A 14535-nucleotide genomic window follows, 5' to 3' on the forward strand; every position below is an offset into this window, starting at 1 on the left:
ATTAAGCATTAAGCATTAAACCGTGAAGCGATCAACCAAGTGGTACAACTCGTTTGCTCGGCTGTTTAAGTTTTGGCTACCTGTACGGTTTTGGTTTGCTAGCGATGCCGATTGAGAACTTTGGTCTGAAATCACAACAATGCGTTGAGATATCTCTTGGCCAACAATATTCTGCTGTTCAGTCGCCGTCGCAATCAGTGAGTTCATGTCCATAATGGTATCAATCGAATCTTGAATTTTAGCAAGTGCTGCAGCTGCTGCGTTCGCTTCTTCTACCGTTTGAGCACTTCTGCTTTGGCTCGAATCCATTGCTTTCACCGCGGCATCTGAAGCGGATTTTAGCTGTTGGATCATTTTGTGAATGTCGCCCGTGCTCTCTTGTGTGCGGCTTGCAAGCTTACGAACTTCATCCGCAACTACCGCAAAACCTCGGCCTTGATCACCAGCTCGCGCGGCTTCAATCGCGGCATTTAGTGCTAATAGGTTGGTCTGTTCCGCGATGTCTTGAATGACAGTCAGTGAAGATGAAATGTTCTGTACATCTCCTTCAAGGCGAGATACCACAGTGTTTGCTTCTGATACTTCACTTGCAAGGTCTGCTACGGACCCAGCAGCAGCGTTGACAATTTGCTGAGCTTCTTTTGCATTGTTCTCTGCAAGTTTAGCTGAGTCAGCCGCTTGGCTTGCGTTGCTTGAGATCTCTTGCGCTGTTGTCGTCATCTCGGTCATCGCCGTTGCTACTTGTTCTGTCTCTTCACGTTGACCTGTCGCTATCTCGTCGACCTGAGCTGCGCGAGAAGACATGCTGCTCGTTTCTGATACAACTTGCTGACCAACATCGCTCACGCTACGAATGATGGTCTGTAGGCTGGCAACAAAGGCATTAAAGTTCTCACTAAGTTTGGCGAACTCAGGCGCTTTGAAGGTTTCCATTCGAGCCGTTAGGTCGGCCTCACCACTTGCAAAGGCACTGATTGAACGGTCAAATTGCTCGAGTGGTTGCATGATTGTACGGTTCACTGCAACAGCGAAAACCACTACCACTAAGGCAATCAAGCCACAGAAAATTGCAATGGCAGTCAGTGAGCTTTGTAGCGCAGCATTCGAGCTCTCTTTCATGTCACTGATCACGGCGTCAATATCGTCAGTATAAAACCCAGTTCCAAGCATTAAATCCCATTGTGGAATAAAGATTGAATAGCTGAGTTTTGGTAACGCAATGGATTGACCTGGCTTAGGAAAGTAGTAAGTGGTGAATTCCCCAATTTTTGAGTTCTTAATCAGGTCTTGGATTAGGTAATTGCCTTGCTTGTCTTGAAGGTCGTAGTAATTTTTACCAATGCCATCGGTACCTTGTCCGATGACGATTCTTACACCCTTAGAGCTGTAGCCAAAAATATAACCAGATTCACCATATTCTAGAGTTTTTAATGTGGGTAATGCTTCTTCAAGCGTAGCACCTTTTTCTAAGAAAGGAGTTATCGAAGACTGAGCCATTTGCAGGTACGCTTTGAGTTCCTTTTCTTTCATCGCCATCATATTGCTACGCGTCGATTCTACTTGTTGTGCGGTTAGCTCAGTGCTCTTCATATACGTCACGCTCATCATCCCAATTGCCATTAGTAGCAAAGGGATAAAAGAGAGAATATAAAGGCGGTTTTTGATGGTGAGGGTCATTAGCACTTCCTATGTGATTGTCTCAGGCAATTTTCAACACATTATTAATGTGGTTTCGAAATGTAAACGGACTTGTTGTTGAATTGTTATCCTAAAACCTTTTTGTTTGATAAATATGATGGCGGTTAGGTTTTGAAGTGATAGGTGGTGCAACTAAGTACTTATCTGTAAAAAGAGCCGTTCGTTTCGATGCTTTTGAATTTGGCGCTGCTTTGGTAGAATGCGACGCTTTGTAGCACCCTGCTATGTCTATTCGTTAAGTGAGAAAGATTCATGAACAAAAGCCATGTGACTATTGGTTTAACTAACCCAAAGAGCCCGACAAACGTTGGCGCGGTTATGCGTGCGGCGGGTTGCTACCAAGTCGACGAAGTTAAATACACAGGGCAACGCTACGACAAGGCTGCAAAATTTCACACCGATACCAAGAGTGCAACGCGCACTATCCCGCTTACTGGTGTCGAGTCGTTTTTAGATAACCTTAATTCAGAAACTAAGATCGTATGTGTGGAGTTGGCTGAAGGTGCAACACCACTGCCACGTTTTAAACACCCAGAGAACGCTATCTATATCTTTGGCCCTGAAGATGGTTCTATTTCTCAAGATGTCGCTGACCGAGCTGACCATGTTGTTTATGTACCAACTGTTGGTTGCATGAATCTAGCAGCAACAGTGAATGTGCTACTTTATGATCGCCTTGCTAAGTCAGATGAAATGGACGAGAGCAACGAGCTGATCAAGAAAAGCCGCGATAACCGTAATCACCTGCAAGTGAAGCAGGGGTAGATATCGTTCTAATCGTGTCTGGTCTCTTAATATCCAATGCAGATTAAAGAAAACCCCTTATTCGTAGGAATCAGGGGTTTTTACTTGGTTGATCTCGGATCTTAGGTTTGGCTATTCAGCACATTTGGAAGCCATAATTTTTAATGGTTGCCCCGCATCATCGAATTGTAAGCTCCATACATACTGCCCAGCATTACGAATAGTGATAGCGGTATCTTGACCGTAACCACCTTTAATTAACGAGTTAAGCTGTCCTAACTTTAGGTTAAGCCCATCCGCTGTGAACTGAGGTGACCAAGCCTTGGATGCATATTGCATGCGATAACTGCCCGGTTTTTCAGTGGTGACGACTTGGTAAGTGTTGTCACCTTTATATTCAAACTCTCGTAGATCGACATGTTTCCAACCTGAATCAGCAAAATTGCCAACCACATAAAGCGGGCTCGAAATAGGGCCTTCAGCTTTTATTGTTGGATTGTCACATTGAGCCATGAAGCCTTGTCCAACTTCATTTCCTGTCGCTAGTATCGCCGCAATTGGCCCTTTTTCACTTGGCTGTGTTATCGACAAGAAACGAGCTTCAAATGGGCTTAGAACGATAGAGTAGTGACCATCAATAGCTGAGATCGATTGCTTGGATTCAATATCCTTCAGATCAGCTATGGAGCCTGCTTTTTCTTTGGTTAGTTTTATGGTTTGTTCTTTGTTGGTAACGTTCACTGCGTAGACAACAGCATCGCCTTCATAGGCTTTGTGATCGACATAGGCGACCTCATTGGCCATCAGGTTTGTACGTTTACCCTGTGATAGAGCGGGGTGCGTTTCTCTCAGTTTCATCAAGTTTGTCACGTATTGCTTTAAGTCTTTTTCGTGCGCATTGAGTTGGGCCGTGACACCTTCTACTTTACCGCTGGTACGGGCTACGTGATCATCACACAGACCATTAATAGCACAGTCATCAGTCCATACTTTGTCTGCAAAACCTTCTAGCTGATCGCCAATCTCGTCCCCATAGTAGGTCGTAATTGGGCCGGTATAAGCTGCTTGGAATGAAAATGCCGCTTTATAGCGCTGCCAATACTCTTTGTCTTGTGGAGAAGCGATATCACCGCGCTGTAATAAGTCACCAAAGCGCACAAGGTCATGGTTACCGATCATTAAATTTGGCTTTGCGTGGTCTGGGTATAACGAATGTAAAGACATGCCTTCTGCAAGCCACTCTCCACCTTTGTTCCCCACGCCAGCTTCGTTTACAGCAAAGGTTTCCGTCAGGCGGTAGCGCATCGGGAAATCAAACGCAGAACATAAGGCTGGTGCTTCATTTGAACCGTAGCCTGTTTCTATGATGCGGTTCTCACCTGCCCAAATTTCCGCGACCATATAACCCAGAGGGTTCACGGTTTTACCTTCGCTGTTTACGTATTCGACTTGAGAAGATGCGGTGTCTACCGTTTCTCTGATTTGACTCCAAGCTTCTTTTGGCACTTGATAAGCTTGATCTAAGCGCCAACCATCAATTTTGAGTTCTTTGATCCAATACTCGGCGACTTCTTGATAGAAGGCTAGGCTCTCAGGGTATGAGACTGGATTATCCTCTCCTTGGGGCAGCTTACCTGTTGGTGACGGCACTACGTTTTTTTTGTGGTGGCCAAATACGCCATCAAAGAAGACATAAAGCCCACGAGCATGCGCTTCTTCAACTAAGGTTTTAGCTTCTTCCATCGTGCCTAATCTCGGATCGATATTGAAATAATCGGTGGCAAAATAACCGGTTGCATCCAGTCTATCGGTCCAATGGTCTTGTTTTTCGATAGGCTCTGAATTAAAGATTGGGGTTAGCCAAATGCCGTTCATGCCAAGAGATTCAATGTAATCAAGTGAGTCGATAATACCTTGGATGTCTCCGTTATGGTGACTGGTTCCGTAGCCTGTCCCATGACCAATTGAGTCATCACCACTGACAAAGCTTTCGACCATTACTTGATAGATCCTCAAGTCATTCACGTCGGCATTCGTATTCGTTTGGCATTGGTATGCTGTTGGTTCTTGAACTGATTCAGGTGCAGATTGGCAACCTGCAAGTAGGATGGCGGTAACGGCCAACGCGGTATTGGATAGAGAAAGTTTCACGTAAAGGTCCTTATTATTATGATTTAACCTATTATTCACCATCCTGATATTCTATAAATCCTCCGTTAAATAGTGGCAATAGGAGTAGACGGTAGGCTGAGAGACTGAGGTCACAATATGTGGCTAATTTCTTATACATATTATGATGAAGTGCTGATTTTTGAGTCGGAACGAGATTTGTACGGGAAGATATTTTTATGCGGTATGTAACCTGCCTTGTAGAGATTAAGTCATTCTCTGTTTCTAATGTTATCTATCCCGTAAGCAATCGGATATTATCTTGGGTTCATCATTAGATAATTGAAGGGTTAGATAACACCATGGAAGACAAGCAATTACTTGCCGCGCTGCAACAACACCCTGTCCTCGATCTGTATCAGTTATTCCAAGAAGTTGGTCAAAATAGCTCTCTGTATGCATTACTAGAGAGGTTATCTTCCCTTAAAGAACACCACCAACTGAGCACTCGTCTTAGCCCTTTTAAGCCTCACATCGAAGGGTTGCTGGCTCAATTTGATAGCACTACACCGGACAGTGATATTCTCAAAGCGGTTGCTGTTCAGTCTGAGATTCAGCAACGAGGCCACAGTATGAGTCGTTACATCATGACATCGGACAATCACCGCCATTTTTCCCCGAATGCAGACCTAGTGATGTTTGGTGATTCGATCACCGAATGGGCACCTTGGGCGGATATTTTCCGCGATGTCTCAATGGTCAATCGTGGCTTGGCGGGTGACACCACAACTGGCATGTTGCGCCGTATTGATACCACGTTGAATGTGAAGCCAAAGCTGGTGTGCTTTATGGCTGGGATAAACGATTTGGCTCAGGGTTATGATGTCGAACATATCTACCGGAACTACATTGATATGCTTGAAGTGTGGCAAGAAAACGATATTCGTATATTGGTGCAATCAACGCTTTATGTTGGCTCTAAACTGCAAGGTTTGAACCCATCGGTGGAGCTGCTTAATAGCAAAATAAGCGAGTACTGTTCTCAGCAAGGCATTGCGTTCTTAGATGTGAATTCTGTATTGTCACCTAACAAGCTTTTATCGAATGAATACTCATGTGATGACTTGCATTTGAATGCGAAGGCTTACCAAGCTTGGGCTGAGGTTCTTCAACCTACGATAGCTGAGTTACTAAAATAAACTCACGCAAATAGCCAAATAGCCAAGTAGATAAATAGACAGACAGCTAATTAAACAGCTAGACCGATAAACAGCTTAGCTAATACAAGAAAAGCCAACCCCTAGATTTGTTTCGCGAACCATAAGGACATCAATGTGAACTTAAGACAGTTGGAAGTCTTTTACGCTATCATGCAAACCGGAACCGTATCTGGAGCCGCACGTAATCTGCATGTGTCACAACCTAATGTGACTCGTATTCTGGCACACACAGAGCAACAACTTGGTTTTGGATTGTTTGAGCGAGTGAAAGGTCGGTTGGTGCCAACGGTCGAAGCGAGAACCTTGCTACCAGAAGCGGAAAAAGTCTATCAACAGCTGGGTCAATTTCGATCTCTGACCAACAAAGTGAAGCAAGGACATCAGCATTTACGTATTGGTGCACCACCGATACTGGCGACCAAATTGCTGACTCCGGTAATAGCCCAAATGTCTCGTGAACAATATTCCAGTAAACAAGAGCTCTCTTTTGAGTTGCTGACTGCAAACCGTGATGAACTGTGTGCTGGGCTGTTAAAGCATGAGCTTGATATTGCTATCGCGTTTGGGGACGAAACACCGCCTGCCATATTAAGTGAAACACTCTTAACTGAATCCCTCAAGGTTCTGGTTCCTTCCCACACAGTTGAACAGTTACCGACGGAATTAACCCTTGATGATCTGATCAATTATCCCTTGCCAATCATCGGGCTTGATAGCCGCGATCCATTAGGCCTACTGTTACATCAAAGCCTTATTGCGCGAGATGAGCATTATCACCATCCGATATCTGTGCGTGGATATAGCGCGGCGGCGGAACTGGTGAAGCACCAAGCGGGGGGGGCGATTGTGGATCCGTGGACTGCAGAGCAGTATCAAAATGACGATGCGGTCTGTGTGTTACCACTTCAACCAGACATCCAATTTTCGGTCTCGATGCTTTGCGCAGAGCACACCCCTCAGTCGATTTCCGTTAAGCAATTTATCGCTTCATTGAAGAGCCATACTCAGCCTATAACTTAAGGTTATAGGCTCGCCATAAATTGGTATTCGGCAGTTTCTAAGTTCTTAATTAAAGTAAACCCATACAAGGATTTATTAATTAGGAATACTCATGTCTATCGCTCAACCTTACCTTCTTTTTCTTGGGGATGTTACCGACCCACTTGCCGCAAAAACAGCCCGTGGTATTCACCAATGGCGACCAGAAATCTGCCTAGGCCAACTGCGCTTAACAGGCGATACGGTTTCTCTTGGCTTAACGGACATGACCTTGCAAGAGGCGCAAGCACAGGGCGCGAAAACGCTAGTGATTGGCACAGCAAACCCTGGTGGTGTTATTCCTGACTCTTGGCAGCCAACCATAATGGAAGCTGCAGAAATGGGATTTGAGATTGCATCTGGCATGCACCAACGACTGAGTGAATTTTCACCGCTTGCTGACATGCAGCAACACGGATTGACTAAGCTTCATGATGTACGACACTTTGATGGTGATCTAAAGGTTGGTAACGGCAAACCACGACAAGGTAAACGCCTTCTCACAGTCGGAACCGATTGCTCAGTAGGAAAAATGTTCTCGGCGTTGGCGATTGAAAAGTCCCTTAAAGAGTCAGGTACATCCGCTCAGTTCAAAGCGACAGGGCAGACGGGTATCTTGATTGAAGGCAGCGGTATTTCGATTGATGCTGTGGTGGCGGATTTCATTTCTGGCGCGGTTGAAGCGATTAGCCCCGATTTTACTGACTACGAGTGGGACATCATTGAAGGCCAAGGTTCGTTGTTCAACCCTTCGTTTGCAGGCGTGAGTTTGGGGTTATTACACGGCGCACAAGCCGATGCTTTGGTGTTGTGCCATGAAGTCGGGCGACCACATATTCGCAACCTTCCTCATGCGCAATTGCCAACGATTGAACAGACGATCGAAGCTAACTTGCAAGCCGCGCGATTGACGAATCCAGACGTGAAACTGGTTGGCATTTGTTTGAACACGTCGGCGATTAGCACTGAAGACGCTGAGACATTATGCCAAGAATGGACCACACTCTATCAAGTACCCGTGACGGACCCGGTTCGTTTTGGTGTACAAAATATTACTGATCATTTGCGACATTCACTTTAACGATTTCATCATTTCTACGTTTCCATTTGTTAAAGCGAACATCAATCGAGTGAAATTATGAAGATTACAGCAGAACCTATTACTATCGCGATGCAAACACCTTTTCGCATCTCTCGTGGCAGCCGAACTGAGTGTCACGTTGTTCGTGTTTATATTGAACATGATGGCAAACAAGCTCAGGGCGAATGCACGCCTTACCCACGATACGGCGAGTCATCGGAGTCTGTGTTAGCGCAAATCCAACAAGCGTCTAGTGCCCTTGAAGGTATGTTTGAGCGAGGCGTTACCGATCCCGCAGAGCTAAGAGATCATCTTCAGTCTTTATTGACCGGAGGGGCAGCGCGAAATGCGGTCGATTGTGCGCTTTGGGATTTCGAAGCTAAGCAGAAAGAACAGGTGTTTCCAAATAGCTTGTTTGAGTTACCTGCTCAAATAGTGACTGCAATGACAGTCTCGATTGGCACTCCAGAAGCGATGGCGACTCAGGCTCGAGACTATGTCGAAAATGGAGCGAAACTCTTAAAAGTGAAGCTTGATGGAGAGCAAGTGATAGAGCGTGTTCGCGCGGTACGAGAAGCTGCGGCAGATGTTCAGATTGTACTGGATGCCAATGAAGCGTGGACAGGGTTGAATCTCGAAGAGTTGTTCAATCAACTTACTGAGTTTGATATCGCGATGATCGAGCAACCTTTGCCGCAACAACATGATGCGTCACTGGCACACATCAATCACCCGATCCCACTGTGTGCTGATGAAAGCTGTCATACCACTTCGCAACTTTCATCTTTGTTAGGTAAGTATGAAACGGTCAACATCAAGCTCGATAAAACGGGCGGTTTGACTGAAGCATTAGTTCTTGCAGATGAAGCTCAAAGGCTCGGCTTTACTCTGATGTCTGGTTGTATGCTAGGCACCTCATTGGCGATGCGAGCGGCGCTGCCTATTGCGGTTCAGTCTGAGATTGTCGACCTTGATGGCCCTGTATTACTTGGGCAAGATGTTTCGCCAGCACTGACTTATCAAGATGGGATGATCATTCTTTAAGGTGGCTGAGTGTTCAGTATGGTGATACCGATTATAGGAAGGCACGCGCACTTTTGGACAGAAACGTGTTAGCGACTTTCCTAAATTAGCTAAAAGCGGATTAATTCAGGTATTGAAAAGTTGGGTAGGCAAAACGCAAGACTTGACCCTATCGGTTCGTTAAATCTGCACATTTGCATATAAATTAGATTTATATCAAATACCTCTCATTTCATAACAAATGTAATTGACTATTACTGTCGTATATATCTAATAGCAAACTCAGAATGAGGGAGTGAGTATAGCCACCTATGAAAAAAATAGACCTTCACATACATACCCATCAGACGCCAAGTGATTCTCCTTTTACCTATTCCTTTGATGTACTCAAAGATTATGTCGAACGGGCAGAATTGGATTGTATAGCAATAACTAACCACAACACTTTTATTAAATCGCAGTTTGAGACTATTAAGAGTAGTCTGGATATCCTAGTATTGCCTGGAATAGAAGTTGACCTAGGTATTGGTCACATTCTAGTTATATCCAACGGTGAAGATCTTAATACATTTGAAGGGAAATGCCGCCTAGTACAATCTGATATCCCCGATAAGGATTCTTCTATTGATTTAGACCGATTTAAAGAGATTTTTGGCGATTTATCAAAGTATATTTTAATCCCTCATAGCGACAAAAATCCTTCTTTACATCATTCTATTTTAGAGAAACTCTGGCCATTCATTGATGCTGGAGAAGTGGGTAGTATAAAAAAATTCCTTTATGCATATAAAAATCCAGAAAAACTGCCTCCAGTGCTCTTTAGCGACATGAGAGCAAAATCCGGGCTCAAGAATATACCTACTAAAGCTACTTTTGTAGATGTACAGGAACTTAATTTTGGGTCTCTTAAGGATGCTCTCAATACAAGAGGTCGACTATCGTTAACTAAGGAAGAAGGTAACGAATTTTTCCAAGTGCTCGATGATGGTCTCAAGCTATCAACAGGTCTGAACGTAATATTAGGTCAACGATCAACTGGTAAGTCATATACTCTTGATAAAATCTGCTCCACAGCAGAGTTTGACGATATCAAATATATCCGACAGTTCGAGTTACTAGAGCGCTCTGGCGAGGATGAAAATAAGTTTGAAGAACATATAAAGAAGAAAAGAGATCTTTATAAACAGAGCTACCTTAAAGAATTTAAAGAGGTAGTTGATGAGGTAATCCACTACGACTTCACTTTCACCGAAAAGAAAGTAGAAAAGTATTTAGATAGCCTAAAACAGTTTGCCTTTAACAGAGATCGTGAGGACGTTTATTCTTCCTCAGCTATGTTCTCAGAAACAGAATTTGAGGTACAGAATTTATCAGCTCTAAGTAAGCTCATTGAGGCAACCAAAGAGCTTATGGATAGTAGTAAGTATGAGCCGATCATAAGTAAACATATTAGCCATCAAAACTTGATTAATATGTACATGGAATTAATTAATCGCCATTGTGATGACGAAGCTCACAATAGAAAAAAGCAGAAAGCAAACTCTATCGTCAATGACATTAAATCTAAGCTAGGTGTCCAGACTGCCACAAACCAGATAGAAGATATAAACTTTAAAGACATAGCTAAAGAAAAAGATTGTATTCAAAAATTTAACGACCTAGTTGAACTCGTTCGTACTCCAAAAGAAAAAGATCTAGACTCGCTGCATGGTTACAATGTCGTTGCTAAAGTTGGTGTATTTAAGACTACTTCTGAAGTTAAGAATGAAAGTAACCAAAGGCAAGGCTCTTTTCAGCGGGCTTTTTCAAAGTACTATTCTCCTTTCCAGTACCTATGTGAATTAAAAGAAATAGATGCTCTTTCACAATCCGATTATTACAATTTTTTCGCCAAAATATCTTATGAAGTACAAAACTCCTATGGAAGTCGAGTCTCCGGTGGAGAGCGTTCAGAATTTAGGTTATTAGAATCGATTAAGGAAGCACAAAAGTTCGACATATTACTTATTGATGAGCCTGAATCCTCTTTCGACAACGTGTTCCTTCTAACAAAAGTTAACGCATTGCTAAGAGACATATCCAAAACTATGCCCGTCGTTGTGGTCACCCATAATAATACTGTTGGTGCCTCCATTGAACCAAATTACATTGTTTATACCTGCAAAAACTTAGTAGATGGGAATCTCGAATACAAGTTATATTCCGGTTATCCAACGGATACCGAGCTGGTCAGTGTAGATGGAGACACTATTCCAAACCATAGCGTTACCCTTAACTGCTTAGAAGCGGGCTTTACACCATATGATAAAAGAAGGGAGAAATATGAAGCACTTCAAGATTGAAAATAACTTAGCACAATACTCACTTGATGGTTCTATTTGGAAAAATATTGACCTAATAAGTAAAGAAGATGTTTTGGCTCTAATCGACAAAGCAACGTCGGAAGGCTTTGAGATGGACTCTCCTGAGGAAGGGACTATAGCAAATGGCGCTCATAAAATAATTTATTCCAGTATCTATGAAAAATTCAGCTCTTTAATAAGTGAGCGCAGCGACTTCTTAGAGGAAAGTAAATTGAGATATAAACATGCATTTGAAAAATATAGTTCATAGTTTTCAAATGCATTTAATCGACTGTATCAATTAAAAGGTATATTAACGAGTTAGTGGGGTCGCGTCTTGCTTTTTGCTTCCATTAGTTAAATTATTGCAAATACTGAAGTTGAAGAATGAGGCGTAGTTCGGGTTAACAAATTTTGGGGGCAGAAGTGCTTTAGAGTAGTAGCACTAAGGCGCTCTTGTCCCGAAGCGACCTTACCAACATAAAAAATCATTTTTACTGCATGATTCTTGTTACCGTCACATGAGCAGAAGTTGGGTAAATTCCGGTTGTCTTCGAACACGCATATTATAGCTGAAAATGATAATTATAATGGGGCAAAAACGATTTAGAACTATAGATCTAAATCGTTTACACAAGATTAGAAAAAGTATCTTGAAACCTTAAATGCTTGTTAGCTATATATTTGCTTAGCTGAACGTATAAGGTTTGATACCTAAATCCCATAGGTTATTTATGTTTTCAAGGTATGTATCAACCTTTGTGGCAGCAGCATTAATTAGCATACCTGCTTGGTTAGTAACCGCAGCATTCTCAGCGTCGAAGTAACCAATTTCGCAAGCCCAAGAATCACGAAATGTGTCGCAAATAGACCTAGCAATTATGGTAAATACTCGAAGGTTTTCTTTATCTGCATATAAAGATTTATCGACCAAAATAGTAACACCACCTTTTCGCTCTCCAATAAAACGGACTGGCGAAAGAGCGTTTTGTATACAGAGCTTTTCAATCACTTCAATAATTCTAGTATCGTGGTCTTCATCCCAAACTAATGCAAAATCGTGGATTTTCACTTCTCGGGTTGGCCTTGTTAGTTCGTCAACTGAAGTAGTTGCTCTTAAAATAGAATAATGAGTTCCACGACCTAAGTTACCAACTGGCTGCTGTTCATCGTAGATAGTAGAAAAGAGAGATGAGTATTGAATAGGTATGTTCATAAGGGTATTCCTTTAATTTCGATAAAAGACGTGAATTCAATCACTTAACAACCAACCTTTCGAGCCGGTATTTCCAAAATCGAAATTACTCTGATTTAACAGAAAGTGCAATAGATTTTATATAGCTAGCGCCTCGTTAGGTTTCATTTTTTTATCGCTTTGATAGTTAATTCGATTTCAGTCAATAAGCGCTGATGAGTTTTTGACTTCCACTCTTTACTTAGCCCCTTTAAAATACGAACTGTCACAGGTCGGTAACGCTTAAACCTTGGTAGTTGCAACTCAAACACTATTGCGACCTGTGAGTCTAGTTTCATTGGCGCCGTGTTTTTTTCTGAACCTACAAGTTGAGCGATTAACTTATGATAATGGTCAAACTCTAGTTGCATTTGATCTTTACGCTTTATTGAAACATATCGATATGAACTAAAAGCCAAAACTATCAATGACAACACAAGAGCAAGTACTGTAAACATTACCCCGATCTCGCTCATATTTTTTGCTAGCCAATCCAACAAGTAATACTCCTAATTTTCATTTGAAACCTAACGCCTGCTACCATGCAGATTAAGCTCAAATTTGTCACTTAACACGGTAAACTCAACGAAATCTAGAATGCCGAATGAAGCAAATCGTGTTGATTGCTTTGTTAAATGTTTATCTACGTATACATTTAAAGTTTAAAAATTTATTATCAGAACTATTTTCAAGCATTTGATAGCTTAGAATATGCAATGAATAATCAAAATCAATATAATCAAAGCTCATTTTTGTTTTAACAATTTTACCGTCTACCTTATCAAACCCAATTACTTTCGTTTTTTTTGCGGAAAAAGAACCTTTCTGATGTGAAATATCTTCATTTTTATACGTTATTCTTTTATTAGGAAAAAACACAACAGCTTGCTTTTCCTGTAAATTAATCACGAGTTGATTTTGTTTATTTGATAATTGTTCGCAGTTCCAAGCACCAACAGCTTTAGTTTGATATAAGTTTTTATTTTCTTTCCATTCATCAAATGATAATCGTTCTTTTGCTTGCAACGGAATCATATAAGTCAGTATTAAAAAACTAAAAAAAATCAATTTTACTATTTTCATCTTTTATTCCCACAAAAACATTTAACACAGCATTAAGTGGTGAACAACGCGACGACCCAAGCCTAAACCTTGCCACATTTAGCACTGAAGCCAACCTAAACTGAAATAGCCAAGCGTTGAGAATCCGTCATAAATACTTTGCTAAATTACTTACTCCAAGCGCACGTTAAATTTAACTTTCCAACAAAAAAACCAATCGCAGTGGCAGCCATTAACTTATGTGGTTGACTCGGAATTAGACTAACTGCACCAACAAATATACCAATCAACCCCAACCAAGTACTCAACCTTACGGCTACCTGAGGATGCATAGTACATGCTTTGATTCGTTTACCTACGCACCATTTAGTGACAAAGCTAACTTGAATATCATATTTACTTTGGGTCTGATTTATTCCAAGTTTTTCTCGATACCATGCATTCATCAAAATAACATTCTGTGTATCCAATAACTTTTTATTTGTTGAATACGCATTATTATTTGTATACTTTTCTGTAAAGTTACCGTCTACAGACAATGCCTCGCATACAACAGATTTACCGTTAGTATTATTTTTAATTTGGATAAGGCTTCTATTTGAAACGTCAGAACCTTTGATCCAACACCAACCTGAGTTGATATCTTCAGCTAAAGAAGCCAAAACATAATATTTCATCAATGTGACCATTTTTCATTTTTGGTTTAACATTTTAATAACGTGCCAGCACGAATTGATGTATTCAGCATATCTCAAGAACCTTACCTAACCAACTGGAAAATACACATATGAATCAGTTTGGATCTAATTTCTAGTTGAAAGCGTGTAAGCACACATTACTTCCGATTCAAGGCACGTTATCAATCAAGAACTTCTCTTTAGTTCTCTACTATTCAATAGCCTAGAAATAGTTGAATAACATATTCGTGCGTAATTGTGATTGAAGATCAGTCTGTTGTGGATTAGAAAATTTAGCTACATTGTT

At 41.6% G+C, this 14535-nt stretch carries 12 protein-coding genes; 7 read left to right on the forward strand and 5 right to left on the reverse strand.

The window, feature by feature from the left end; genetic code table 11:
- Window positions 1-15: 15 nt before the first annotated feature.
- Window positions 16-1677 carry a methyl-accepting chemotaxis protein gene (locus tag AB4180_RS20420; RefSeq protein WP_102250179.1) on the reverse strand — a complete coding sequence of 554 codons (1662 nt, stop codon included), beginning with the start codon at window positions 1675-1677 and terminating at the stop codon, window positions 16-18.
- Window positions 1678-1950: 273 nt separating this feature from the next.
- Here AB4180_RS20420 and AB4180_RS20425 point away from each other — a divergent pair, with 273 nt between their 5' ends.
- Window positions 1951-2463, forward strand: coding sequence for an RNA methyltransferase (locus AB4180_RS20425; protein WP_009846247.1), 513 nt, complete (start codon window positions 1951-1953; stop codon window positions 2461-2463).
- Between the two features lie 111 nt (window positions 2464-2574).
- Here AB4180_RS20425 and AB4180_RS20430 read toward each other — a convergent pair whose 3' ends face one another.
- A complete protein-coding gene (locus AB4180_RS20430; protein ID WP_102250178.1) occupies window positions 2575-4635 on the reverse strand; it encodes an alpha-amylase family glycosyl hydrolase in 2061 nt (686 codons plus the stop codon).
- Window positions 4636-4913: 278 nt separating this feature from the next.
- Here AB4180_RS20430 and AB4180_RS20435 point away from each other — a divergent pair, with 278 nt between their 5' ends.
- From AB4180_RS20435 to AB4180_RS20460, 6 genes are all read left to right on the forward strand, one after another.
- The gene (locus tag AB4180_RS20435; protein ID WP_102250177.1) at window positions 4914-5750 is read left to right on the forward strand and encodes an SGNH/GDSL hydrolase family protein; all 837 of its coding nucleotides are present in this window, start codon (window positions 4914-4916) and stop codon (window positions 5748-5750) included.
- A gap of 135 nt (window positions 5751-5885) precedes the next feature.
- Window positions 5886-6791 (forward strand): LysR family transcriptional regulator, encoded by a 906-nt coding sequence (locus tag AB4180_RS20440; protein ID WP_102250176.1) that lies wholly within the window; start codon window positions 5886-5888, stop codon window positions 6789-6791.
- Between the two features lie 91 nt (window positions 6792-6882).
- Window positions 6883-7890 (forward strand): N-acetyltransferase DgcN, encoded by a 1008-nt coding sequence (gene dgcN, locus AB4180_RS20445; RefSeq protein WP_102250175.1) that lies wholly within the window; start codon window positions 6883-6885, stop codon window positions 7888-7890.
- 57 nt (window positions 7891-7947) lie between these two features.
- The gene (gene dgcA / locus AB4180_RS20450) at window positions 7948-8934 is read left to right on the forward strand and encodes an N-acetyl-D-Glu racemase DgcA (RefSeq protein ID WP_102250174.1); all 987 of its coding nucleotides are present in this window, start codon (window positions 7948-7950) and stop codon (window positions 8932-8934) included.
- Window positions 8935-9224: 290 nt separating this feature from the next.
- Window positions 9225-11255, forward strand: coding sequence for a PHP domain-containing protein (locus AB4180_RS20455; protein ID WP_102250173.1), 2031 nt, complete (start codon window positions 9225-9227; stop codon window positions 11253-11255).
- Complete coding sequence (locus AB4180_RS20460; protein ID WP_102250172.1) at window positions 11236-11526, forward strand: hypothetical protein; 291 nt, start codon at window positions 11236-11238, stop codon at window positions 11524-11526. Before AB4180_RS20455 ends, AB4180_RS20460 begins: the two co-directional genes overlap by 20 nt.
- Window positions 11527-11943: 417 nt before the next feature.
- Here AB4180_RS20460 and AB4180_RS20465 read toward each other — a convergent pair whose 3' ends face one another.
- From AB4180_RS20465 to AB4180_RS20475, 3 genes are all read right to left on the reverse strand, one after another.
- Window positions 11944-12471: a hypothetical protein gene (locus AB4180_RS20465; protein ID WP_102250171.1), complete on the reverse strand. Its 528-nt coding sequence runs from the start codon at window positions 12469-12471 to the stop codon at window positions 11944-11946.
- A 657-nt stretch (window positions 12472-13128) separates the two neighbouring features.
- The gene (locus tag AB4180_RS20470; RefSeq protein WP_102250169.1) at window positions 13129-13572 is read right to left on the reverse strand and encodes a hypothetical protein; all 444 of its coding nucleotides are present in this window, start codon (window positions 13570-13572) and stop codon (window positions 13129-13131) included.
- A 146-nt stretch (window positions 13573-13718) separates the two neighbouring features.
- Window positions 13719-14228 carry a hypothetical protein gene (locus AB4180_RS20475; protein WP_133151490.1) on the reverse strand — a complete coding sequence of 170 codons (510 nt, stop codon included), beginning with the start codon at window positions 14226-14228 and terminating at the stop codon, window positions 13719-13721.
- Between the last annotated feature and the right edge of the window lie 307 nt (window positions 14229-14535).

Origin of the sequence: Vibrio sp. 10N.286.49.C3, from assembly GCF_041469545.1 — a bacterium.
In the GTDB taxonomy this organism is placed as follows: domain Bacteria; phylum Pseudomonadota; class Gammaproteobacteria; order Enterobacterales; family Vibrionaceae; genus Vibrio; species Vibrio tasmaniensis_A.

What these genes read in the sequence shown, in the direction of transcription:
- AB4180_RS20420 (WP_102250179.1), bottom strand. Translation starts at nt 1,677, where the DNA reads ATGACCCTCACCATCAAAAACCGCCTTTATATTCTCTCTTTTATCCCT.
- AB4180_RS20425 (WP_009846247.1), top strand. Translation starts at nt 1,951, where the DNA reads ATGAACAAAAGCCATGTGACTATTGGTTTAACTAACCCAAAGAGCCCG.
- AB4180_RS20430 (WP_102250178.1), bottom strand. Translation starts at nt 4,635, where the DNA reads ATGGTGAATAATAGGTTAAATCATAATAATAAGGACCTTTACGTGAAA.
- AB4180_RS20435 (WP_102250177.1), top strand. Translation starts at nt 4,914, where the DNA reads ATGGAAGACAAGCAATTACTTGCCGCGCTGCAACAACACCCTGTCCTC.
- dgcN (WP_102250175.1), top strand. Translation starts at nt 6,883, where the DNA reads ATGTCTATCGCTCAACCTTACCTTCTTTTTCTTGGGGATGTTACCGAC.
- dgcA (WP_102250174.1), top strand. Translation starts at nt 7,948, where the DNA reads ATGAAGATTACAGCAGAACCTATTACTATCGCGATGCAAACACCTTTT.
- AB4180_RS20455 (WP_102250173.1), top strand. Translation starts at nt 9,225, where the DNA reads ATGAAAAAAATAGACCTTCACATACATACCCATCAGACGCCAAGTGAT.
- AB4180_RS20460 (WP_102250172.1), top strand. Translation starts at nt 11,236, where the DNA reads ATGAAGCACTTCAAGATTGAAAATAACTTAGCACAATACTCACTTGAT.
- AB4180_RS20465 (WP_102250171.1), bottom strand. Translation starts at nt 12,471, where the DNA reads ATGAACATACCTATTCAATACTCATCTCTCTTTTCTACTATCTACGAT.
- AB4180_RS20470 (WP_102250169.1), bottom strand. Translation starts at nt 13,572, where the DNA reads ATGAAAATAGTAAAATTGATTTTTTTTAGTTTTTTAATACTGACTTAT.
- AB4180_RS20475 (WP_133151490.1), bottom strand. Translation starts at nt 14,228, where the DNA reads ATGAAATATTATGTTTTGGCTTCTTTAGCTGAAGATATCAACTCAGGT.